Genomic DNA, 22,321 nt, shown 5'->3' with positions numbered 1-22,321 from the left:
AATGCTAAAATTTTCAAGAGTATTAAGATAGAAAGAGGAGGAGAATCGATTGAGAAAGATATGGGGGATTCTTTTTCTTTGCTTAACATTCGTGTTAGTCGGATGTGGTAAAGAAGAAAAACCACAAGAAGCATTTGATACATATGCAAAAGCATGGAATAAACAAAAATTTGCAGAAATGTATGATCAATTATCAGAAAAGGCAAAAAAAGATATTTCAAAGAAAGAGTTCACTGAGAAATATGAAAAAATTTATTCTGGTATTGAAGTGAAGAATTTAAAAGTAGAAACAGGAGAAGTAAAAGAAGATAAAAAAGATAAAGGTCCTGTTCCTTTTAAAGTTAGCATGGATACAGTGGGTGGAAAAATCACTTTTAGCCATGAAGCAAAAATGGTGAAAGAAAAAGATGGAGATAAAGAATCTTGGAAAATAGATTGGACTCCTGATTTCATATTCCAAGGCATGACAAAAGATAGTAAAGTGCGTATGCAAACGACACAACCAAAACGTGGAGAAATATATGACCGTAACGGTAAATATCTTGCGGTAAATGGTAAAGCTTCTGAAATTGGAATCATTCCTGAACAGTTAGGGGATACAGCTCTGCAAACGAAAGAAACGGTAGCGAAGTTGTTAAATATGACAGTAGAAGAAATTGATCAAAAACTAGCAGCTAAATGGGTAAAACCTAATTACATTGTACCAATTGGAATATTACCTGAAGGGGCAACGCAAAATACGTACATCGATTTACCTGGTGTTGCAACAAAACCAGTAAATGTTCGCTCATATCCATTAGGAGAAGAAGCCGCACATCTTACTGGCTATATTGGAAAAGTGAATGCTGAAGATTTAAAAACGCTACAAAAGAAAGGTTATCAAGCAGATGATCCAGTAGGTAAAGCTGGTTTAGAGCAAGTACTGGAAGAAAAGCTACGCGGTAAAAAAGGTGGTCGTGTCTTCGTAGAAGATGCACAAGGAAAAGAAATTAAAAATTTAGCAAAAACAGATGCTGTTGATGGAGAAAATGTAACTTTAACGATTGACAGTGCAGTTCAAAGCGAAATTTATAATGAAATGAAAAATGAGGTAGGATCAAGTGCGGCAATTAATCCAAAGACTGGAGAAACACTTGCACTTGTGAGCACACCAGCTTATAATCCAAATACCCTTACAAGAGGGGCGTCAAAAGCGCAACGTGATGCGGTAAATAATGATCCGAAAAAACCGATGACGAATCGATTTACACAATTATCAGTTCCAGGATCAGTATTTAAGCCGATTACAGCTGCAATTGGTCTTGAAACGAAAACAATTGATCCAAAAGAAGAGTTAAAAATTGAAGGATTAAAATGGACAAAAGATTCTTCTTGGGGTAATTATTATGTGACACGTGTAAAAGATGCAAATCCGATTGATTTTGATAAGGCGATGAAATACTCGGATAATATTTATTTCGCACAAGAAGCTTTGAAAATCGGGAAAGATAAATTTATGAGTGAAGCGAAAAAATTCGGATTCGATGAGAAATTACCAATTGAATATGGATTCCCAGCTTCTAAAATCGCAAATGATGGTATTAAAAATGATATTCAAATGGCAGACACAGGTTATGGACAAGGACAAGTATTAATGACGCCACTCCATCTAGCATTAACGTACGCACCAATTGTTAATGAAGGAAACATACCTTCTCCATATATAATTAAAACAGATAAGCAACCAAAAGTTTGGAAAGAGAATGTAATTTCAAAAGGCAATCAGGATATATTAAAGACTGCTATGATGAAAGTAATTAATGATCCAGATGGTACTGGGAAAATTGCTAAAATTGATGGTAAGACGCTTGCTGGAAAAACAGGTACTGCGGAATTAAAAGTATCAAAAGAGGCCGAAGGAAAAGAACTAGGCTGGTTTGCTGCATTTGATTTAAATTCACCAGATATGGTCATTACAATGATGATTGAAGATGTAAAAGGTAGAGGCGGAAGTAATATTCCAGCTGAAAAAGTGAAACGTGTTTTTCAAAAATAATATGTAATAGAAGGCTATCTCTATAATTTGTAGAGATAGCTTTTTTGTATGAAGGAATTTTAAAAATCTGTATACCGAATTTTAAAGAAACAAAATAAATCATTAACTTACGAAAAAAAAGTAGCTATTTTTTATTGACATCGAATGAAACTTTTTATATTATACTTACATAAGGTAAGTTATTTACTTTCAAGTTATAAATCTCAAATTAAAGATAAAGTGTAGAAAAGGGAGAGAATACAATGACAAAAGTACTATTTATTACAGCAAATCCAAATTCAGCAGAAGGTTCTTTCGGAATGGCAGTAGGGGAAGCATTCATCGAAGCTTATAAAAACGAACATCCACAAGATGAAGTTGTAACAATTGATTTATTCAATACTACAGTACCAGCAATCGATGCAGATGTATTCGCTGCTTGGGGTAAATTTGCAGCAGGTGAAGGATTTGAAGCTTTAACTGAAGCTCAACAACAAAAAGTTGCAGCAATGAACACAAACTTAGAAACATTTATGAATGCAGATCGTTATGTATTTGTAACTCCAATGTGGAACTTTAGCTACCCACCAGTAGTAAAAGCATACTTAGACAACGTAGCAATCGCAGGTAAAACATTCAAATATACTGAAAATGGTCCAGTTGGCTTGTTAGAAGGTAAAAAAGCACTTCACATTCAAGCAACAGGTGGCGTATATTCTGAAGGAGCATACGCAGCTGTAGACTTCGGACGCAATCACTTAAAAACTGTATTAGGATTTGTCGGTGTAAATGATACTGAATATATTGCAGTTGAAGGTATGAATGCAAACCCTGAAAAAGCACAAGAAATTAAAGAAGCAGCAATTGCTAATGCTCGTGAATTAGCAAAACGTTTCTAATATATCATACTTAAAAATGTCCAAACACTTGTTGTTTGGACATTTTTTCTTCTTTTTCCTTCGTTTGTCTAGTATAATGAAGGTCGGAATGATAATAGGTGGGGGTTCTGTATGATTCAAACGTTTTTTAAAATCTTTTATTTAATTTTAATCGTAATTGCGATTACACCGAGAATGTGGCGTCTTAAAAGACAAGTAAATACGATGTCGCCACAAGAAAAAGATAATGCTGTGTACAAAACGACAAATTGGTTTGGTAAGAAAATGGTACGTGTAGCTGGAGGAACAGTAGAAGTTAAAGGACTTGAAAATGTTCCGAAAGACAAGCCGGTACTAGTTGTAAGTAATCACCAGAGTAATATGGATATCCCTGTTTTACTAGGTTATTTAAATAAACCAATTGGCTTCGTTTCAAAGGCAGAGATTAAAAAGTTTCCAGTTGTACCAACTTGGATGGAACTTATGAATTGTGTATTTATGGATCGTAGCGATCGCCGCCAGTCACTTCAAGCGATTAAAGATGGGATTGAACTATTGAAGAATGGACATTCTATCGTAATTTTCCCTGAAGGAACGAGAAGTAAGGGTGGGGAAGTTGGAGAGTTTAAGGCTGGTAGTTTTCATCTTGCTGTAAAATCTGGTGTAGCAATCTTACCTGTAACATTAGATGGGACATATAAAATGTTTGAAGCAAATGGAAATCGTATGAAGCGAGCTAGTGCAACAGTAACAATTTCTAAGCTGATTACACCTGAAGAGTATGCGACTATGGATATTAAAGAGTTAACGAAGTATACACAGGATGTTATCGCATCACAATTACATAAGTAATAAAAAAGGTTTCAGCTTACATTAAGCTGAAACCTTTTTTATTATGCTGTAGGTAAGACGTAAAAGAGTACGCAGAAGAACATCATCGCACTACCACCTAATACGAAAAGATGCCAAATGGCATGGTTGAAAGGTAACTTTTCCCAAAGGAAGAATATAGCTCCTACAGAATATAAAATTCCACCTGCTAAAAGTAGTGAAAAACCATGTCCAGTTAGATTTTCATAAAGTGGTTTAATAGCAACGATTATGAGCCATCCCATTATGATATAACATAGCGTTGATGCCTTAATAAAGCGACGTACAAAGAAAATTTTGAAGATGATACCCCCGATTGCTAGTGTCCATATAATTGCGAGTAACGTCCAACCTAATGGTCCACGAAGCGTAATAAGTAAAAAAGGAGTATATGTGCCAGCGATTAATAAATAAATGGCTGAGTGATCTAGTATAGTAAATAATTTTTCTACTTTTGGATGGTGAATGCTATGTAACAATGTCGAAAACAAGTACAGTAAGAACATGCTTACACCGTAAACCGTAAATGCAACAACAGCAGATGCGGTACCATGTTTAGAGGCATGAATAATCAATATGATTAAGGCAGGGATGCTTAAAATGGCACCGATACCATGTGTAATTGCATTTGCAATTTCTTCTTTCACAAATTGTGTCATTCGTGTCATTTTTTCAGTCATAATGGTAATCCTTTCTACTATTATAAAGTGAAACTTTAATCAGTGGAGGGGCATCCCCCCACTGATTATTAGTTGAATCAATCGGGCTTTTACGGGCAGCCCACCCCCCCACGTAACTTCTTTGCTTGCACTGAATTTTAAGGTGATGGTTCTTACTGCCCGTTAAAGCGGGATAAAATAATATGTCATTTCCCTTACCATATCATACACAAGGGCAATAGAAAATGAAATTTGTATAATTGATTATATTTTTGAATTTTTTTGACAAAAACCAATGGATTTGTTGACGTTTTCAAACTTTTTTGACAAAATAAAATTATGTAATAGTAGGACAAGGAATCTACTAATAAAGGGGATGGAGAAATGTTTTCAAATATTGGCTTTCCAGGATTAATTTTAATTTTAGTAGCTGTACTTATTTTATTTGGGCCGAAAAAATTGCCGGAAATCGGAAAGGCTTTAGGGGAAACGTTAAAAGAATTTAAAAAATCAACGAAAGAATTGACTGATGATGCATTTCAAGAGAAGGAAAAGAAAGAAAAAATGTAATGAATTTTCTTCGAAATGGATAAATAAAGTGTGGTGAACGAGATGGAAGATCGGGAAATGAGTGTAGTAGAACATATAGTTGAGCTTCGCAAACGAGTAATATATACCGTGTTATCCTTTGTACTATTTTTAATTGTTGGGTTTACTTTTACGAAGGATATTTATTTTTGGCTTGTAAAAGACTTACCAATGAAATTAACTGTTCTCGGTCCAAGTGATGTATTGTGGATTTTTTTCTCGATTGCTACAGTATTTGCTATCGTTTGTACAATTCCTTTTGCTGCTATACAAATTTGGTTATTTGTAAAACCGGGTTTACATCCAAATGAACAAAAGATGACGTTAATGTATATACCGGTATTGTCTATATTATTTATTGCAGGTTTATGCTTTGGATATTTCGTTGTAATGCCGTTTTTATTTCATTTTTTAACTACGATAGGTAATGAAATGTTTAATACGATGTTTACGACAGAAAAGTATTTTCATTTTGTTCTTAATTTAACAGTTCCATTTGCTGTAATTTTTGAATTGCCAGTAGTAGTAATGTTTTTAACGAGTATTGGACTATTGACGGCGGAATTTCTAATAAAAATAAGAAGGTATGCTTACGTAGCATTGATTATCATTGCATCGTGTATATCACCGCCAGATTTTTTATCACATAGTTTAGTTGCGGTACCGCTTATTTGTATTTATGAAATTAGTATCGCTTTATCAAAGATTGTTAGTAAGCGAAAAAAGAAAAGAGAAGAAGAAATTCAGTCGAAAAGTGCCTCGTTATAAAGGCACTTTTTTTATTTATTTGTTATACTCTAGTTATAAACGTATACAATATAGAGAAGAAAAAAATTATAGAATCTCCAAAATTTAGACAAACTTTGCGCTTTTATAAGTTTATACTGAATATATTAAGCAATATACGGATAACGAGTCCTTATCTTATTAGGAATTTAGGGTGGGGGATGGATTAGGTGAAGATGAATAGAGTATAAATCTTCTAACCATAAGGACTACAGAGATTGTCTAAGGATACTTTGTATTCATGGGAGTCGCCACTTTAAACAACGTGTTACAGCGTAAAGTAGAAGAAGTTCAAAAATCCAATGAAAAAGAGGATTGATATTGTGATTACGAAAAGTTTTTATTTCACTCATTCAACAGGGGAGTGTATTAAAATATTTGAAATCCCTGTCCTACAAGCGCAGCATCCATTATCGTTTCTAATACAGTCTCGTCTTCAATTATTTATTGCAAAAATTCAAAAACAAAAGCACCCAAGATTTTCGTATTCTTTCCGTGAATATTTACAAAATTGTTTGAAGTGGAATGATTATTTAAATGTATATAAAACAAATACTCTTGAAAAAAATGCATGATATAGAGTGGGGACAGGGTTAAGAGCTCTGTCTTTTTCATTTTAGATATAAAAATATAATTAATTTAATGAAATTTCGTTTCAAATTGTTGAAAGCAATGGGAATACTAGTATAATAACAAGGAGAGCGTATTGGAAAGGGAAGAATATAATATGCAAAAAATTAAAATTGTAACAGATTCAACGGCAGATTTATCACAAGAGGTAATTGAGAAGTATGACATCCATGTTCTACCATTATCAATCTCTGTAAATGGACAAACATATTTAGATCGCGTTGATCTACAACCAGATGAATTTATTGAAGAAATGATTAAATCAGAGGAACTACCAAAAACATCACAACCAGCAATGGGTACATTTGTAGAAATGTATGACAAGTTAGGGGAAGATGGAAGTGAAGTACTTTCCATTCATATGACAAGTGGAATGAGTGGTACTGTGGCAACTGCAAATAGTGCTGCATCAATGACCGACACAAAAGTAACAGTTGTTGATTCGCAATTTATTACACATGCTTTAGCATATCAAGTAGTTGAAGCTGCGAAAATGGCAAATGAAGGACGCTCACTAGAAGAAATTTTAAAACGTGTAGATGAAGTAAGGAAGAATACTCGATTATATGTAGTAGTAGATACATTAGAAAACTTAGTAAAGGGTGGGCGTATCGGTAAAGGAAAAGCGTTTATCGGTTCGCTACTTAATATAAAGCCAATTGCTAGCCTTGAAGAGGGTGTTTATAACCCTGTAACGAAAGTGCGTAGCCAAGGTCAAATTGTAAAAACGTTAGCTAAGTTATTTGAGGAAGATACAGCTGGAAAAGTTGTAAAAGCTGTGGCAATTCCGCATGCGAAAGCGATTCCTTTAGCTGAAAATGTAAAAGCGGCTGTTGAAAAAGTAAGTGGATTTGCTAAATCAGAAATTTTCTTTACAACGCCTATTATTAGTACTCATACAGGTCCGGGTGCAATCGGATTTATGTATTTAGCAGAATAATAAAAAAGCTACTTGAAATTTATTTCAAGTAGCTTTTTTATGTGAATAGAAAGTAAGAAATAAGAAGGGCTATACAGGCACTCCCGCTAATGATATAGCGAGTCTGTAAATATTCATTCATAAAAAACACCCTTTATGATTTTCTATATTATATGTTGAATATAGAAAATCAGTAGTTACGTTATACATGTAATGTTTCAATTTTTTCATTCACTTTCTTATAATGTGTTTCGCTATTATAAATGAAAGTTTGACCTAAAAAGAGTACATGCAGTTGTTCCCACGGTAACATACGTAAATTCCAATTATTTCGAAGCCTTGTTATTGCCTCGCGAGGTGTTTCATCAGCGAGTTCAAAAGCTCCGTAATGCATTGGTATAAAGTGTGTAGCATTTAAATCTAAATAAGCTTGCACTGCTTCTTCAGGTGAAACGTGAGATATTTTCATAAACCATTCTGGTTCATAAGCTCCAATTGGCATAAGGGCAATATCAATTGAAAAGCGTTTGCCAATTTCTTTGAAACCTTGGAAATAGCCACTGTCTCCACAAAAATAAATGGTTTCCTCCACATTGTCATTTTTAATAATCCATCCGCCCCAGTGAGATGTGTTCATATCAAATAATGATCTTCTCGTCCAGTGCTGAGCAGGTACGAAGTGAAAGGAAACATCATCAATAGTCGTACTTTCCCACCATTTATACTCTTCTACATTGTTGAATTTTTTACGAGTAAATAATTTTTTTAGCCCAATGGGTACTAAGTATAATACGTCATCATTAAGTTGGCGAAGTGTTGAAAAATCTAAATGATCATAATGACCATGTGAAATGAGGACAATATCAATTTTAGGTAGTTCTTGTATAGAAAGACCAGGTTCAGTAAGTCTTGAGACTAGCTTCAATTTATTGGCCCATACTGGATCCGTTAATATATTAAGTCCATTCGTTTGGATAAGAAAAGTAGAATGCCCAATCCATGTGACAGTCGTTTCTTCAATATTACTTTGCAAAAATGCACTTTGTTTAACGGGTGATTGTTCTACTAAGAAAGAAAAATCTTTTTTGTTTTGCTTTCGTTCTTTACGCCAGCGTATAAAAGAGCGAATTGATTTTTTTGTACTCACATTATCCATATTTTCATAGCGCTTTGCCATGAACATCACCTCATTTAAAATCGTTGTAATTGTATTGTACCGAAATGTTGTTAAGGAATACAGTGTATAACATGGATGAATGTTTAAATAATTGTAAAAAAACAGGAAGGTGCATTTACAAAAATAACAATAAAATTAGTTTTGCGACGATTATTTAGAGAAATAATAGTAAAAAAATTATTTTGTCTAGTAATTCGCTTGAAATAAAGAAGTAACATACGTAAATTCGTACGATTTCGTGAACAAATGTAGTAAACAATTTTCTCGTAGTGTTAACTTTTGTTATGATAAACATAACCTATTTAAATTTAGGATAGAGAAAAGAGGTTTATAAATGAAGCGTTATCAAAAAGTAATTGGTCTTATGGTTGTATTTTGTCTCTTTGTACTTGCTGGATGTAGTGGATCAGGTTCAAAGCTTCGTAAACCATTGAATTGGGATTTAGAAACTTTCCAATTTACAAATCAAGATGGAAAGCCATTTGGTACAAAAGATTTAAAAGGGAAAGTTTGGGTTGCAGATTTTATGTTCACAAACTGTCAAACAGTTTGTCCGCCAATGACTGCTAATATGGCGAAATTACAGAAAATGGCAAAGGAAGAGAAATTAGATGTTCAGTTTGTATCATTTAGCGTAGATCCTGACCTTGATAAGCCAGAAAACTTGAAAGCTTTCATTCAAAAGTTTACAGAAGATACAAGTAACTGGAACCTGTTAACAGGTTATTCGTTAGAAGATATTACAAAGTTTTCAAAAGATAATTTCCAATCACTTGTAGATAAACCTGAAAATGGTCAAGTGATACATGGTACGTCATTTTATTTAATTGATCAAAACGGAAAAGTAATGAAAAAGTACAGTGGCATTAGTAATACGCCGTATGAGGACATTATACGTGATATGAAGCGATTAGCAGAATAAAAAGAAGGGTGCAGATTAAAGCACCCTTCTTTTTTACATTAATCTATGGATAAAATGTCATGTTGCTGTGGAAGTTTTGGAGCCCGAATTTCTAACACGCCATTTTGATACGAAGCTTTTGCTGCTTTTTTATTAATGGAGTACGGTAATTTAATTAATCTGGATGCTTCTGAAATAGAACGTTCTCGGCGATAATAGTTATGGGATGTTTGCTCTTCTTCTTCCAGTATCTCTTCTTTTACAGAGACTTTTAAGTATTCATTTTGTATTTCAATTTGAATTTGTTCTTTTTGTATACCTGGTAGTTCAGCTGTAACAACGAGTTCTTCGTCAACTTCATATAAATCTACAGGGAATGTTAATAAACGATTTCCTTTTTGGAAAAAATGATTTAAATCAGCAATTACATTGCGAAGTGGTGTTTGCTCGAAGAAATCATCAATTTGCTTTAAATAATTGCGAACCGGTGGGCGAGAAGATTCTTTTTTTTCTTCACTCATGGTATTCCCTCCTAGAAATCAATTTGCAATATCATATGACAAAAGCGGAGAAAGGTGATTGCCTAATTTTCATGTTTTCATAAAAAATTGTTAAAAATGTGAAATGGAGTGATTTTTTTATAGTTTTTAGTCGCCATATTCAGTTGATTATGCTAGTATAAATAGGGTTGATATAGTAGTATAGAGACAGAATGAAAACTGAAAGAGGGTAAGAAGTATGTGTGGTTTTGTAGGATGTTTATGTGAAAACCCTAGAGAGTTTTCAGAAACAGAAAAACATCAATTTGAAAATATGAACACGATGATTTTCCACCGTGGTCCAGATGACGAAGGATATTTTCGTGATGAGCATGTACAATTTGGCTTCCGCCGTTTAAGTATCATTGACTTAGAGGCAGGACATCAGCCGCTAACTTATGAAAATGATCGATATGTAATTATTTTTAATGGTGAAATTTACAACTATGTAGAATTACGTGAAATGTTACTTGAAAAAGGTGCAACGTTTGCAACGCAATCTGATACAGAAGTTATCATTGCATTGTATGCACATATGAAAGAAAAATGTGTAGACTACCTTCGTGGTATGTTTGCATTTATGATTTGGGATCGTGAAGAAAAGAAACTTTTCGGTGCACGTGACCACTTCGGTATTAAACCTTTATACATCGCACAACAAGGTGATACTACATTCTTCGCATCTGAGAAGAAAAGTATTATGCATGTGATGGAAGATAAAGGCGTTAACCCAACGTCATTACAACATTACTTTACGTACCAATATGGTCCAGAGCCAGAAACATTAACAATTGATGTTAATAAAATCGAACCTGGTCATTATTTCGTAAAAGAAATCGGTAAAGAGATGGAAATCCATCGCTACTGGAAACCTTATTTCAATGCTTCAAGTGCAACGAAAGAGGAGCATATCCAAGCAATTCGTGATGTGTTATATGATTCAGTAAAAGTGCATATGCGCAGTGATGTACCAGTAGGTTCATTCTTATCTGGTGGTATCGATTCATCTATCATCGCTTCTATCGCAAGAGAAATGAATCCAAATCTTTTAACATTCTCTGTTGGTTTTGAGCAACGTGGTTTCAGTGAAGTTGATGTTGCGAAAGAAACTGCTGAGAAATTAGGTGTTAAAAACCATAACGTATTCATTTCAGCGAAAGAGTTTATGGATGAGTTCCCAAAAATCATTTGGCATATGGATGATCCTTTAGCAGATCCAGCAGCTGTACCGTTGTACTTCGTTGCAAAAGAAGCACGTAAGCATGTAACAGTTGTTCTTTCAGGCGAAGGTGCAGACGAGCTATTTGGTGGTTATAACATTTATCGTGAGCCAAACTCACTGAAAATGTTCTCTTACATTCCTAGCCCAGGTAAGAGCGTTCTAAAAGCACTAAGTGGTGCTCTTAAAGAAGGCTTTAAAGGAAAGAGCTTCCTAGAGCGTGGATGTACGCCAATTGAAGAGCGTTACTATGGAAACGCGAAAATCTTCCGTGAAGAAGAGAAAGCTGAATTAATGAAGTATTACAATGAAAGTGTTAACTATATGGATATCACGAAACCATTGTATAACGAAATTAAAGATTATGATGATGTAAGCAAAATGCAGTACATTGACATGTTCACATGGTTACGCGGTGACATTTTATTAAAAGCTGATAAAATGACAATGGCAAACTCATTAGAACTTCGTGTACCGTTCTTAGATAAAGAAGTATTCGATGTTGCATCTAAAATTCCAACTGAATTTAAGATTGCTAACGGAACTACGAAAGCTATTTTACGTGAAGCAGCACGCGGAATCGTTCCAGATCACGTATTAGATCGTAAAAAACTTGGATTCCCAGTACCAATTCGTCACTGGTTAAAAGACGAAATGCATGATTGGGCTATCAATATTATAAACGAGAGTAAGACAGAGCATTTAATCGACAAACAGTATGTATTAAACTTACTGGAAGCACATTGTGCAGATAAAGGCGATTATAGCCGTAAAATTTGGACTGTACTTGCGTTTATGGTATGGCATCAAATTTATGTTGAGCATAAATACGATACGAATAAGTTCCACGAAGAAACGAAACGTGCGTATAGCTTAGTTTAATTAGAAAAACCTTAAGATCGCATACGGTCTTAAGGTTTTTTTCATAAATAGGACGTATTATTGATACAATAATAGTAAAAGGATGGACAACATATGATTACGTTTGAAAAAGTAACTGTAGAAAATGAAAACGTTGTGAAAGAAATGTTTCGCTCACATAGTTTAACTGAGAATCAAGTACAGTATTGTGTGAAGGTTGATGATACATATATTGGTGTAATAGACTATAATGTACAAGAGGAGACTGCGATTTTATCTCAGTTAATTATTCACTTTGACTATCAAAGTTATGGTTATGGGACAAATACGTATTTTACATTTGAAATGATGATGAAAGAAAGAAATGTGAAAGAGATAAAGGTATTACAAACGGAATTAACAGAACAAGCGAAATCTTTCATAGAGAGCTTTGGATTTAATGTGGAAGACGGAATATATGTGAAGAAAATATAGCGATGAGTAGTTATGCGGGATAAATATAAGGCAGGTGGATGTATGACGATGACTTCTGGTCTTGTATTAATTGGAGGGTGTTTTTTAGTAGCGGAGCTAAGCCATATGTTTATTCGAAAAAGAATAAATAAGAAGAGAAAGCCGTATGAATTACAATATGCTCCAGTGTTTTTCCTTTTGTTTTGTATGCTACTTACATTACAAAGCATAACGAACTTTCCACCGCTTTTAAATATTTTTTTAAAGTTCGGTTTGCTGTATAGTACCACTGGAATAGCCCTTTTATTTCTTTTATTTTGCATACGTTATATTCACTATCAATCGTATATATTTATATTAAATTGGTTAAAGCAAAATGATAGAAACCGCCTTACTTAAGGGCGGTTTTTTTATTTGTAATTAGAGTGATTTTGTATATAAAGCCCAAAAATCATTGGAAATCTATAAAAATGATTGGATGATTTAACATGTTATCTATTATTAGTATGTGGTACTATATGTTCTTAACATGTAAAGTAAGTAGGTGTATAAATTTGAAATGTTAATCAACTAGTTTATCCCACTTTAATGGGCAGTAAGAACCCCACCTCAAAATTCAGCGAAAGCAAAGAAGTTAGATGGGGATCGGGCTGCCCATTAAAGTCCGATTGGTGAGGGCTAATAATCAGTGGGGGATGAAGAAAACCCCCACTGATTAAAGTTTCACTTTATATGAAGTGCTGAAAAATAGCAGAATTAAATTTTAGGGAGGTATCGTGTTTGTATGTTTAATATTGATATGTTATTTCTTGAATGGATGATCAGTCTGGAGGGAAGTGTACTTACAGCATTTTTTAAACTTGTATCTATTATTGCAAATGAAACATTATATTTAATTGTTATTTCAATTTCGTATTGGTGCGTTTCTAAAAGAAAAGCATTTCATATGATTGTTATGCTTAGTTTCTCTGGATATATAGGGATAGTGATAAAAGAATTTATGAAAATTCCGCGACCGTATACATACGACGGAATTCAATCTTTATATGAAAAATCAGCTGCAAGTTATTCTTTCCCAAGTACACACGTGCAGTTAGCAACAACGTTTTGGGGTTCATTCATGATTTTATGTAAAAAGAGAATCATTTGGATCATTGGTATTGTTTTTATTATATTAGTTGCTATTTCTCGTCTATATTTACGTGTACATTGGCTCAGTGATATAATAGGTGCCGTTTTATTTAGTGTCATAGTTGTTTATTTATATACGAAGGTAACAATGGGATTAAGTGATAGGAAATTTATATTGTTACAACGAATTATATTGGCTGTTTCACTCATTATGTATGTTATGACAAGCCAAGTAGATAATCTTAAATTACTAGGAGTTTTGACAGGTTCTACGATTGGTATCATGTTAGAGAATCATTTTATTAATATGAATGAAAGTAATGATTTTAAAATGCAAGTGGTAAAAACAGTATTGGGCCTAAGTATCATGCTAATAATGCAGTTTATACTAAAAAAAGTAATACTTGATATGTATTATTTACGTTATGCAGTGACTGGAATTACAATTACTTTCTTATGTCCATTTATTTTTCATATGTTACGATTAAAAAAATGTGAGTAGCAAATAGGCACAAAAATATTTTGAATAAAAATGAGGGTGTAATTATATATATTGAAAAAGTTTTCTGATATATCTATTGACAATGTATGAGATATACATTAACCTTTAAGTGTAAATGATAATCAATTTCATCTAGGAGGGCTTATGACACGCACTAAAAATATTCTTATACTTTGCGTTATGTTACTAATGGTCGTAATCGCAGGGTGCGGTAAAGAAGAAGAGAAGACAGATAAAGATACATCAGTAAAGGCAAAAGATTCTTATAGTATAAAGCATGCAATGGGAGAAACGACAGTAAATGGTACGCCAAAAAGAGTTGTGGTTTTAACAAATGAGGGCGCTGAGGCACTTTTATCTGTTGGAGTAACGCCGGTTGGAACGACGAAACCACGAGCTGGTGATGAATGGTATCCTCATTTAGCGAAAGAGTTAAAAAATACGAAAGTAGTAGGAACTGAGCGTGACATTAATTTAGAAGCAGTAATGAAGCTTCAGCCGGATTTAATTATCGGAAATAAAATGCGTCACGAAAAAATATACGAGCAATTAAAAGAAATCGCGCCAACAGTATATGCTGAAACATTACGCGGTGATTGGAAAGAAAACTTTACACTTTATACGAAAGCTGTAAATAAAGAAAAAGAAGGGCAAAATGCTCTTAATGATTATAAAAAGCGTATTGCAGGAATAAAAGAAAAATTAGGTGATAAAGTTAACTCTAAAGTTTCTATTATTCGTTTCGTCCCTGGTGACGTTCGTATTTATCAAAAAAATTCATTCTCAGGTGTTGTATTAAATGATATTGGATTTAAAAGACCACCATTACAAGATAAAGATGAATTTGCAATTAAAGGAATTACAAAAGAGCAAATTCCAAATATGGACGGGGATTATTTATTCTATTTCACATCTGATAAAGACGCGGATAAGAATAATGAAGGAAATACATTAGCAAAAGAATGGACAGAAGATCCACTATTTAAACAACTGCAGGCTTCTAAAGATAATAAAGTATTCCAAGTAGATGAAGTGATTTGGAATACAGCAGGTGGTATTGTAGCTGCAAATCTTATGTTAGATGATATTGAAAAATATTTTCTGAAGTAAATAAAAAGTGCATCACTGTAAATAGGTGATGCACTTTTTATTTTGTTAAAATACAGAAAATTCCTTCTTTTAATCGTACATAAGTTGTACAATTAAAACAATCATGTAATAAAGGAGTGGGAATAAATGAAAGCTACTCATAAAGATTGGATTTTATTTAACGGAAGAATTGTAAATACGAAGGAAGAACAGCCAATGATTCCATTAGAGGAGAGAGGCTTTCAATTTGGTGATGGTATATACGAGGTATTCAGACTATATGATGGGAAGCCACATTTATTAGATTTACATTTAGAACGATTCTTTCATTCTATGGAAGAAATAAAATTAATTCCACCGTTTACTAAGGAAGAGTTAGTGGAAGAGTTATATCAAATGATTGAAAAAAATAAATTTCAAGAAGATGGGAATGTATATTTGCAAATATCAAGAGGGGCTCAAGCACGTAATCATGTATATGAGTCAAATATGCAACCAACATATTTTGCAAACATTGTTTCTTTTCCACGACCAATTGCTTCTATGGAACGAGGAATAAAAGTTACTGTAGAAGAGGATATACGCTGGAAGTTCTGTCATATAAAATCCTTAAACCTGCTACCTAATATTATGATTAAAAATAAAATAAACGAACAAGGCTATCAAGAAGCGATATTAGTACGAGATGGAATTGTAACGGAAGGGTGTCATTCAAATTTCTTTATGGTGAAAAATAATAAATTGATTACACATCCGGCTGACAATTTCATTCTACACGGCATTACACGTCACTACGTTATTACATTAGCGAAAGAGTTACATATTGAAGTAGAAGAAAGAGAATTTCCACTTCAAGAAGTGTATGAGGCCGATGAATGCTTCTTCACAGCGACGCCACTTGAAATATTCCCAGTCGTTCAAATTGGTGACGAGCAGTTCGGGAACGGGGAGAGAGGACCGATCACAAAGAAACTCCAAGTTGCATATGAAGAAAGTATTCGTTTGTTTAAAGTTACGAACTAATATTGAAGAAAAAAGCTGGTATTACTCCAGCTTTTTTTCATGATATAATTCAAACATAGGACAAGATTTGAAAACGCTGTAAAAAGGGGATTTAATGTATGAATTATGAAGATTTTAAAGAAGTAATTCACGGTAGACGAAGTGTTAGAAAGTTCACAGAACAAGAAGTATCCACTAGTGATATAAAAGAAATTATTGATTGTGCTCGTTATGCACCGAGTGATACGAACTCACAAACTTGGGAGTTCTTGGTCATTATGAACCGAGAGAAAATTAAAGAAATTGAACAAATGACATGGGATGCATTACATAAAATTGCGGCAAAAGCGGCAGAAAACGGAGAAGAGAAAGCAGGGAAATTACTTACACGTTCTTTTGGACCATATGCAACAGCTTTCTCGGAGGCACCAGTATTAATCGTATGTTTGGCAACGCCATATGAATCAAAGTTTCGTGAAAAAATATTTGATCCGATTGCTTTTGTTCCAGATTCAGTTTGGGAAGAAGAAGGAATTAAGAGCAGCTGTTTAGCGGCACAAAACTTAATGTTAGCTGCACATGCGAAGGGGCTTGGTACATGCCCAATGACAGGACCGGTATTGTTAGCTCAAGATGAACTACGACAATATTTACAAATTGAGCCTGAAAAACAAATAAATATGGTTATTTCACTCGGTTTTCCGAAGGATAAGCCGAAGAAACTTCCAAGAAAAGAAGTGGATGAGATTACAACATTTGTTTTTTAAAGCCGAAAATAAAAAGACATTGAATGAAACAATGTCTTTTTATTTTGGATAGGTATGTAATTAATCCGTTAGGCTAAAATGATAGATAAGAGGGAATTACTATTTATTTCATAAAAAAAATTAATGTTCTATTAAGGAAAGTATGATACATTAATCGTGAGCAAGATTCTAGTTGTTCATGAAAGTGTTGAAAGTAGTCTTAAAATTTAAAAGTTATTTTTGTATAATAAATTATAATGAAATGACAGGGGGGATGAATTTTGAAAAAATTCATAATCACTGGATTGTCTGTATTGTTATTAGTTGGTTGCGGTGCTCCAAAGGAAAAAGAGGGTACACAATCAAAGCCTGAAGAACAAGTCGTAAACGCAAGTAATGAGAATATAGTTGTATTTCCTGAAGGCGTAATGCCAATTGGAGAAGGAAAAGTGAAAGTTATTACTCCAGACGGTACTTCTGAGAATGGTAATATACCAGCTGTATTCATTAAAAAGGATACTTTAATTCAACACGTTGAATTAGAGCTCTCTAATTTTCAAAATGATAAAGAAACATTCGTATTTGTAGATCGAGTGTTTGCAGATAAATATCAAGTAACTAGTACAACACAGACAACAGTACAATTAAAAGAAAAGACGCTTGAAACAGGTAGTCATACGATTACGGCAGTTCAGTATGAAAACAATGATCCGAAAGGAAAGGTTATTAGTTTTAATCAAGCAACATTCGAAACAAAACCAGCGTCATAAGAAGAATAAAAAGTACATTACTCAAAAAGTAGTGTACTTTTTTGTTTATACTAGAGGTTGTAATAGTGAATCACTTGTTTCGTTTTCTAATATGATTAAATTAGGAAGAGACCACTTGTTACTACTATGACAGAAAAAGCGGTTGAAGAGGTGAACTGGTGTATTTGTATCTTCTTGATTAATATGATGATGTCAGTAATTTGGTTTATGATGCAAGTTACGTTCCATTATCAAATTTATGACTTATCGATAGGGTCTATTTGTTTTACCATTGTTTAGCTATTATATGATAAACTCGGAATAAGGTAAGTTTCAGAAGAAAAATGTAGGTATTTCATTTGAAATGTCGAATAGTACATACGATGTCGTAATAACAAATTTTCTATTGTTTACTGTGAAACAGGAGAAGGAGAGATAGTAATGAAACGAGCTCTTATAAATATTGATTATACATATGATTTTGTAGCGGAAAAAGGTGCTTTAACTTGCGGAAAACCCGGTCAAGAAATTGAGAAAGAACTTGTACATATAACGAAGCGATATATCGAAAATGGAGATTACGTTGTCTTTGCTATTGATAAACATGAAGAGAATGATGTATATCATCCTGAATCAAAATTATTCCCGCCTCATAATATAGCAGGTACAAATGGAAGAAATTTGTTTGGTGAATTACAAGGCGTATATGAAACATATAAAGATGATGAGAATGTATATTACATGGATAAAACGCGATATAGTGCATTTGCAGGAACAGACTTAGAGATGAAGTTAAGAGAAAGAGGAATTGAAGAGGTTCACCTTGTAGGGGTATGTACTGATATTTGTGTTCTTCATACAGCAGTAGATGCTTATAATAAAGGGTTTAAAATTGTAGTTTATGAAAAGGCGGTTGCATCTTTTAATGCGCAAGGGCATGAATTTGCACTTGGACATTTTAAATCTTGCTTAAACGCAGAAGTGAAGTGAAAAAAGAGGCCTTTAAAAAAGGTCTCTTTTTGCGTTTAAATTGAGACGAGTTTTTGCTCAATTAATTTTTTTATAAATGGGCTAATATTTTCTGGTAGCTTATCAAAATCAAAAAATTGTACACTTAATGATTCGATCCCATCAGCTTTTAGCAAGCCGCCTTTAATGTCTTTGCAAAGATATGCGATTGTTATAGGATAAAACTCATCCCCGTTGGGTAATTTTACAAAAAATTCTTTTCCAGAAAATACGCTTATTAACTGTAAGGTTCCTATTTCAATCCCTGTTTCTTCGAACACTTCTCGTCTCCCAGCTTCTTCTGTTGATTCACCAAGTTCAACGAATCCACCAGGAACACCCCAAATACCATTTCGCCTTTGTTGAAGTAATATTTGTCCTTGTTCATTGAAAACAGCTACAGCAACTCCTGCTAGATTGAGTGGTCTTGATCCGACAACTTTTCTAAGTTCTTCAATATACCCCATTGTATGTAACCTCCGTAAGAAAAAATAAGAGCAAATATACTATTCGTTTTTATGTGAATATTTTCCTCCTTATAAGAGGGAGAGAAGTCATATAACTTATTTGTTTTATTTGGTAAAATATACATCAAAAAAGGTCAAACAAAATCTTTGACCTTTTTTGACCAAGTGTTATAATAAAGGCAGAAAGAGATAATCTTTCATTCATAAATAATAAGGAGGAAAAAATATGCGTAATTTATTTCCAGAGATAACCAAACGTCAAAATGGTATTTTTGATTTTGGGCCTTCTTTATTAGAAGGGATGACAGATGCTTTCTTTAAACCGATGAACATGGATACTTTTAAAGTAGATGTTCATGAACAGTCTGATAAATATACAGTAAAAGCAGATTTACCGGGTTTTCAAAAAGAAAACATTCAAGTTGAATTTGAACAAGATGTATTAACGATTCAAGCAACTAATCATAATGAAGTAGAAGAAAAAAATGAGAATGGCATATATATTCGTAAAGAACGTTCTATAGGTTCTGTAACTCGACGCTTTAATTTTCAACGAGTTGAGGAAGAAAATGTTAAAGCAAATTATAAAGATGGCGTACTGACAATTGAATTGCCAAAATTGAAAGAAGAAAAAAACAGTAAAACAACAATTAATATCGAATAAAAGAGCTGATAAATTCAGCTCTTTTTTTATCTAGTTAATGAATAAATTAGTTGAAATCGTAATGAGTAGAATAAAGTTTTAACGCTTAAAAAATTTCACGATTAGCTCCCCTTAGGTTATTAAAAAGGGTATATTTAAAGGGAAAGGAAAAGAACATCTAAACATACTGTTTAAAGTGAATTAGTAATAAAGTCAAAATACATAGTAAGGGTAGCGACGTTTTAGAGAAGATAATAGATTTTCCTAGAATAAACTGAGACGATTATGAATTTTTTAATTAGTAAGGAAGTGGTTAGATGAGTTTATTAACGTATACTGAAGAATTTTTTAATTATGTAAGAGAGTTTTTACTTTTAAGATTTTTACTATTTGCTTTCGTTCTAATCATTATTTCATTTGTCATAAACCGCATTATTGATTGGTTTTTTAGGAAATCAAGCTTTTTTGATGAAGAGGTAGAGCAAACGATTCAAAGTGTGATTCGATCTATTTTTAGATATATCATTATCATTAGTCTAATCATATATTTAATTAGCCAATTTGTAGATATAAAAAGTATCATTGCAGGTGCAGGGATAGCGGGGGTTGTTATCGGTTTTGCTGCACAACAGATGCTGAAAGATGTTATATTAGGCTTTGCGAGATTAGCGGACAAAGAGTTTCGTGTTGGCGATTTTGTTACTTTTAACGGAACAAACTCAGGAACGATTGAGGAAATTAGTATTCGTTTTATGCAAATTCGTGAATGGTCAGGAAAACTCCTTACCATACCACACGGAGAGATTAGAACGATACAAAATTTTAATAAAGGCTGGATGCGCGTAATTGAACGAATTACGGTAAGTTATCAGGAAGATCCGACAAGAGTTAAGGAATTGTTAGAGGAAGTTTGTGTGAATTGTAATGAAAAGTTGACCCCAAGTCTTTATAAAGTAGAGGATGAAGCTGTTGAACCTTTTAAATATGTAGGTGTTACAGATTTAAATCCGAATCTGAAATACGTTGGATATGAATTTTGTATTACAGGTTTAATAAAACCGGAAGATTATTTTGAAACTTCTAGACAAGTAAGATTTGAATTAATGTCTATGTTCCATAAGAATCAAGTGCAAATGCCAGCAGCAAATATGGTTGTTACTACTGAAAGTTTACAGCATAGCCAAGGTGGACAATCTTTATCGGACAGCTAAAGTAGAATAGTTTGGTAACGGAAATGCTGCTTTCAGCATTGGATAGAAAAATAATAATAAAATGATTGATATAAAAAAGAGCTGAAGGAATTCAGTTCTTTTTAATTTGTAGAATTTAGAAATTTCTTAATGTTATAATGGTAGATGGTGATGAAAATGAACTTTGAAGAAAAAGAGATGCATCGTTTAGAGGCATTAAAAGCAATTGCTGAATTATTAAATGAAGCAACAAATTTACAAGACATGTTAGAAAAAGTGTTACATACTTTGTTACAAGTTATGAATTTACAAACAGGCTGGATCTTTTTTATTGATGAAAGTGGAAAACACCGTATGCTTGTAGATCAAAACTTACCGCCAGCTCTTACGTGGCAAGAGAAGAAGCCGATGTGTGAAGGAGATTGCTGGTGTGTAGAGCGTTTTGTAAATGGAAGATTAGAAAAAGCGACGAATATTATTGAATGTAAGCGGATAGAAGATGCGATTGAATGTAATTGGGGAGATACTGAAGATGTTACGCACCATGCGACAATTCCATTAAGGTCTGGGTCGGAGAAGTTTGGTCTCTTAAATGTGGCCGCGCCTCAAAAAACACATTTTTCAGAGGAAGAATTAGCATTATTAGAATCAATTGCATTTCAAATAGGGACGACAATCCAACGTATTCAGCTAGTGGAAAAAGAACGTAAATATGTAGTAGTAGCTGAACGAAATCGACTTGCACGTGATTTACATGATTCAGTAAAACAATTGTTATTTTCTATCATGTTAACCGCAAAAGGTACTCTAAATATGACGCAAGATAGAGACTTGCAAGAGATGTTGAGCTATATTGGAGAATTATCACAAGAAGCATTACAAGAGATGACACTTTTGATTTGGCAATTAAGACCGGAAGGATTAGAGAAAGGGTTAGCTGAAGCAATTAAAAATTACGGAAAGTTGTTAGGGATTCACGTGGAAGTTCGAATTGATGGAATGGTTTCAATTGGTGATGAAATAGAAGAAGTTTTATGGCGTATTAGTCAAGAAGCGATACATAATTGTAAAAAACATGCTTCATGTGAAAAGGTACATGTTCTTTTAAAAATAGAAGATAACCAGTTGTATTTTTACATAGAGGATAACGGAATAGGATTTATACAAGAGCAAGTAAGAGAGTCAGCACTCGGTTTAAAAAGTATGAAGGAACGTATTCAGTTAATGAGGGGATCATTTCAAATAAAAACGGAGCTGAAAAAGGGTACGAAAATTGAAATTCAATTGCCAGTTTGAAGGG

General features: G+C 33.4%; 24 protein-coding genes. 20 read left to right on the top strand and 4 right to left on the bottom strand.

Translation table 11 applies throughout. The annotated features are described in order from the left end of the window. Positions 1-49 precede the first annotated feature (49 nt). The 3 genes from pbpC (at position 50) to QCI73_RS16165 (ending at position 3,744) form a co-directional block, all read left to right on the top strand. The gene (pbpC, locus tag QCI73_RS16175) at positions 50-2,035 is read left to right on the top strand and encodes a penicillin-binding protein 3 (protein WP_353823334.1); all 1,986 of its coding nucleotides are present in this window, start codon (positions 50-52) and stop codon (positions 2,033-2,035) included. Between the two features lie 242 nt (positions 2,036-2,277). Continuing rightward, positions 2,278-2,913 carry an FMN-dependent NADH-azoreductase gene (locus QCI73_RS16170; protein WP_000170021.1) on the top strand — a complete coding sequence of 212 codons (636 nt, stop codon included), beginning with the start codon at positions 2,278-2,280 and terminating at the stop codon, positions 2,911-2,913. A 111-nt stretch (positions 2,914-3,024) separates the two neighbouring features. After that, positions 3,025-3,744, top strand: coding sequence for a lysophospholipid acyltransferase family protein (locus tag QCI73_RS16165; protein ID WP_353823333.1), 720 nt, complete (start codon positions 3,025-3,027; stop codon positions 3,742-3,744). A gap of 41 nt (positions 3,745-3,785) precedes the next feature. Here QCI73_RS16165 and trhA read toward each other — a convergent pair whose 3' ends face one another. Further along, positions 3,786-4,442, bottom strand: coding sequence for a PAQR family membrane homeostasis protein TrhA (trhA, locus tag QCI73_RS16160; RefSeq protein ID WP_000136894.1), 657 nt, complete (start codon positions 4,440-4,442; stop codon positions 3,786-3,788). A gap of 363 nt (positions 4,443-4,805) precedes the next feature. Here trhA and QCI73_RS16155 point away from each other — a divergent pair, with 363 nt between their 5' ends. The 4 genes from QCI73_RS16155 to QCI73_RS16140 all read left to right on the top strand — a co-directional run bounded on the left by QCI73_RS16155 (position 4,806) and on the right by QCI73_RS16140 (position 7,365). Then, positions 4,806-4,991, top strand: coding sequence for a twin-arginine translocase TatA/TatE family subunit (locus QCI73_RS16155; RefSeq protein WP_000492443.1), 186 nt, complete (start codon positions 4,806-4,808; stop codon positions 4,989-4,991). A 42-nt stretch (positions 4,992-5,033) separates the two neighbouring features. Beyond that, positions 5,034-5,777, top strand: coding sequence for a twin-arginine translocase subunit TatC (gene tatC / locus QCI73_RS16150; RefSeq protein WP_000390139.1), 744 nt, complete (start codon positions 5,034-5,036; stop codon positions 5,775-5,777). A 341-nt stretch (positions 5,778-6,118) separates the two neighbouring features. Further along, entirely contained in the window at positions 6,119-6,370 is a 252-nt protein-coding gene (locus QCI73_RS16145) for a DUF2535 family protein (RefSeq protein ID WP_000629015.1), read from the top strand. Between the two features lie 152 nt (positions 6,371-6,522). Then, positions 6,523-7,365, top strand: coding sequence for a DegV family protein (locus tag QCI73_RS16140; protein ID WP_041184214.1), 843 nt, complete (start codon positions 6,523-6,525; stop codon positions 7,363-7,365). 181 nt (positions 7,366-7,546) lie between these two features. Here QCI73_RS16140 and QCI73_RS16135 read toward each other — a convergent pair whose 3' ends face one another. Further along, positions 7,547-8,521, bottom strand: coding sequence for an MBL fold metallo-hydrolase (locus tag QCI73_RS16135; RefSeq protein ID WP_353823332.1), 975 nt, complete (start codon positions 8,519-8,521; stop codon positions 7,547-7,549). A gap of 334 nt (positions 8,522-8,855) precedes the next feature. Between QCI73_RS16135 and QCI73_RS16130 the strand changes: the two genes are divergently transcribed. Further along, positions 8,856-9,443 (top strand): SCO family protein, encoded by a 588-nt coding sequence (locus QCI73_RS16130; RefSeq protein ID WP_000833353.1) that lies wholly within the window; start codon positions 8,856-8,858, stop codon positions 9,441-9,443. A 38-nt stretch (positions 9,444-9,481) separates the two neighbouring features. Here the strand turns inward: QCI73_RS16130 and QCI73_RS16125 are convergent, their stop codons facing one another. After that, positions 9,482-9,943 carry an Hsp20/alpha crystallin family protein gene (locus QCI73_RS16125; RefSeq protein ID WP_353823331.1) on the bottom strand — a complete coding sequence of 154 codons (462 nt, stop codon included), beginning with the start codon at positions 9,941-9,943 and terminating at the stop codon, positions 9,482-9,484. A gap of 217 nt (positions 9,944-10,160) precedes the next feature. Here QCI73_RS16125 and asnB point away from each other — a divergent pair, with 217 nt between their 5' ends. From asnB to QCI73_RS16080, 9 genes are all read left to right on the top strand, one after another. Beyond that, the gene (gene asnB / locus QCI73_RS16120; protein ID WP_000333816.1) at positions 10,161-12,062 is read left to right on the top strand and encodes an asparagine synthase (glutamine-hydrolyzing); all 1,902 of its coding nucleotides are present in this window, start codon (positions 10,161-10,163) and stop codon (positions 12,060-12,062) included. A gap of 93 nt (positions 12,063-12,155) precedes the next feature. Then, positions 12,156-12,515 carry a GNAT family N-acetyltransferase gene (locus tag QCI73_RS16115; RefSeq protein WP_044790704.1) on the top strand — a complete coding sequence of 120 codons (360 nt, stop codon included), beginning with the start codon at positions 12,156-12,158 and terminating at the stop codon, positions 12,513-12,515. A gap of 48 nt (positions 12,516-12,563) precedes the next feature. Continuing rightward, complete coding sequence (locus tag QCI73_RS16110; RefSeq protein WP_353824114.1) at positions 12,564-12,893, top strand: hypothetical protein; 330 nt, start codon at positions 12,564-12,566, stop codon at positions 12,891-12,893. Positions 12,894-13,278: 385 nt separating this feature from the next. Further along, positions 13,279-14,127, top strand: coding sequence for a phosphatase PAP2 family protein (locus QCI73_RS16105; protein ID WP_353823330.1), 849 nt, complete (start codon positions 13,279-13,281; stop codon positions 14,125-14,127). Between the two features lie 144 nt (positions 14,128-14,271). Next, positions 14,272-15,237 carry an ABC transporter substrate-binding protein gene (locus QCI73_RS16100; RefSeq protein ID WP_353823329.1) on the top strand — a complete coding sequence of 322 codons (966 nt, stop codon included), beginning with the start codon at positions 14,272-14,274 and terminating at the stop codon, positions 15,235-15,237. 126 nt (positions 15,238-15,363) lie between these two features. Further along, on the top strand, positions 15,364-16,239 hold the full coding sequence (dat, locus tag QCI73_RS16095; RefSeq protein ID WP_000648366.1) for a D-amino-acid transaminase: 876 nt from the start codon (positions 15,364-15,366) through the stop codon (positions 16,237-16,239). A gap of 98 nt (positions 16,240-16,337) precedes the next feature. Further along, complete coding sequence (locus QCI73_RS16090; protein WP_353823328.1) at positions 16,338-16,985, top strand: nitroreductase family protein; 648 nt, start codon at positions 16,338-16,340, stop codon at positions 16,983-16,985. Positions 16,986-17,245: 260 nt separating this feature from the next. After that, positions 17,246-17,734, top strand: a complete 489-nt coding sequence (locus QCI73_RS16085) for a hypothetical protein (protein ID WP_000713490.1) — start codon at positions 17,246-17,248, stop codon at positions 17,732-17,734. Positions 17,735-18,154: 420 nt separating this feature from the next. Then, complete coding sequence (locus tag QCI73_RS16080) at positions 18,155-18,703, top strand: cysteine hydrolase family protein (RefSeq protein WP_098340337.1); 549 nt, start codon at positions 18,155-18,157, stop codon at positions 18,701-18,703. Between the two features lie 35 nt (positions 18,704-18,738). On the opposite strand, the gene QCI73_RS16075 is transcribed toward QCI73_RS16080, so the two are convergent. After that, complete coding sequence (locus QCI73_RS16075; protein ID WP_074607792.1) at positions 18,739-19,188, bottom strand: NUDIX hydrolase; 450 nt, start codon at positions 19,186-19,188, stop codon at positions 18,739-18,741. Positions 19,189-19,414: 226 nt separating this feature from the next. On the opposite strand from QCI73_RS16075, the gene QCI73_RS16070 reads away from it, so the two are divergent. The 3 genes from QCI73_RS16070 (at position 19,415) to casK (ending at position 22,317) form a co-directional block, all read left to right on the top strand. After that, positions 19,415-19,852, top strand: a complete 438-nt coding sequence (locus QCI73_RS16070; RefSeq protein WP_001245061.1) for an Hsp20/alpha crystallin family protein — start codon at positions 19,415-19,417, stop codon at positions 19,850-19,852. 296 nt (positions 19,853-20,148) lie between these two features. Further along, positions 20,149-21,042 (top strand): mechanosensitive ion channel family protein, encoded by an 894-nt coding sequence (locus tag QCI73_RS16065; protein WP_070805921.1) that lies wholly within the window; start codon positions 20,149-20,151, stop codon positions 21,040-21,042. A 156-nt stretch (positions 21,043-21,198) separates the two neighbouring features. Beyond that, positions 21,199-22,317: a two-component system sensor histidine kinase CasK gene (gene casK, locus QCI73_RS16060; protein WP_070805922.1), complete on the top strand. Its 1,119-nt coding sequence runs from the start codon at positions 21,199-21,201 to the stop codon at positions 22,315-22,317. Positions 22,318-22,321: the final 4 nt, after the last annotated feature.

Source organism: Bacillus cereus group sp. MG16 (assembly GCF_040459875.1).
In the GTDB taxonomy this organism is placed as follows: Bacteria; Bacillota; Bacilli; order Bacillales; family Bacillaceae_G; genus Bacillus_A; species Bacillus_A paranthracis.
This window is presented reverse-complemented; position numbering and strand designations above follow the sequence as displayed.

Excerpts from the sequence above, each read along its gene's own strand:
- QCI73_RS16170 (WP_000170021.1), top strand. The coding sequence starts at position 2,278 with ATGACAAAAGTACTATTTATTACAGCAAATCCAAATTCAGCAGAAGGT.
- QCI73_RS16165 (WP_353823333.1), top strand. The coding sequence starts at position 3,025 with ATGATTCAAACGTTTTTTAAAATCTTTTATTTAATTTTAATCGTAATT.
- trhA (WP_000136894.1), bottom strand. The coding sequence starts at position 4,442 with ATGACTGAAAAAATGACACGAATGACACAATTTGTGAAAGAAGAAATT.
- QCI73_RS16155 (WP_000492443.1), top strand. The coding sequence starts at position 4,806 with ATGTTTTCAAATATTGGCTTTCCAGGATTAATTTTAATTTTAGTAGCT.
- tatC (WP_000390139.1), top strand. The coding sequence starts at position 5,034 with ATGGAAGATCGGGAAATGAGTGTAGTAGAACATATAGTTGAGCTTCGC.
- QCI73_RS16140 (WP_041184214.1), top strand. The coding sequence starts at position 6,523 with ATGCAAAAAATTAAAATTGTAACAGATTCAACGGCAGATTTATCACAA.
- QCI73_RS16135 (WP_353823332.1), bottom strand. The coding sequence starts at position 8,521 with ATGGCAAAGCGCTATGAAAATATGGATAATGTGAGTACAAAAAAATCA.
- QCI73_RS16130 (WP_000833353.1), top strand. The coding sequence starts at position 8,856 with ATGAAGCGTTATCAAAAAGTAATTGGTCTTATGGTTGTATTTTGTCTC.
- QCI73_RS16125 (WP_353823331.1), bottom strand. The coding sequence starts at position 9,943 with ATGAGTGAAGAAAAAAAAGAATCTTCTCGCCCACCGGTTCGCAATTAT.
- asnB (WP_000333816.1), top strand. The coding sequence starts at position 10,161 with ATGTGTGGTTTTGTAGGATGTTTATGTGAAAACCCTAGAGAGTTTTCA.
- QCI73_RS16115 (WP_044790704.1), top strand. The coding sequence starts at position 12,156 with ATGATTACGTTTGAAAAAGTAACTGTAGAAAATGAAAACGTTGTGAAA.
- QCI73_RS16110 (WP_353824114.1), top strand. The coding sequence starts at position 12,564 with ATGACTTCTGGTCTTGTATTAATTGGAGGGTGTTTTTTAGTAGCGGAG.
- QCI73_RS16105 (WP_353823330.1), top strand. The coding sequence starts at position 13,279 with ATGTTTAATATTGATATGTTATTTCTTGAATGGATGATCAGTCTGGAG.
- QCI73_RS16100 (WP_353823329.1), top strand. The coding sequence starts at position 14,272 with ATGACACGCACTAAAAATATTCTTATACTTTGCGTTATGTTACTAATG.
- dat (WP_000648366.1), top strand. The coding sequence starts at position 15,364 with ATGAAAGCTACTCATAAAGATTGGATTTTATTTAACGGAAGAATTGTA.
- QCI73_RS16090 (WP_353823328.1), top strand. The coding sequence starts at position 16,338 with ATGAATTATGAAGATTTTAAAGAAGTAATTCACGGTAGACGAAGTGTT.
- QCI73_RS16080 (WP_098340337.1), top strand. The coding sequence starts at position 18,155 with ATGAAACGAGCTCTTATAAATATTGATTATACATATGATTTTGTAGCG.
- QCI73_RS16075 (WP_074607792.1), bottom strand. The coding sequence starts at position 19,188 with ATGGGGTATATTGAAGAACTTAGAAAAGTTGTCGGATCAAGACCACTC.
- QCI73_RS16070 (WP_001245061.1), top strand. The coding sequence starts at position 19,415 with ATGCGTAATTTATTTCCAGAGATAACCAAACGTCAAAATGGTATTTTT.
- QCI73_RS16065 (WP_070805921.1), top strand. The coding sequence starts at position 20,149 with ATGAGTTTATTAACGTATACTGAAGAATTTTTTAATTATGTAAGAGAG.
- casK (WP_070805922.1), top strand. The coding sequence starts at position 21,199 with ATGAACTTTGAAGAAAAAGAGATGCATCGTTTAGAGGCATTAAAAGCA.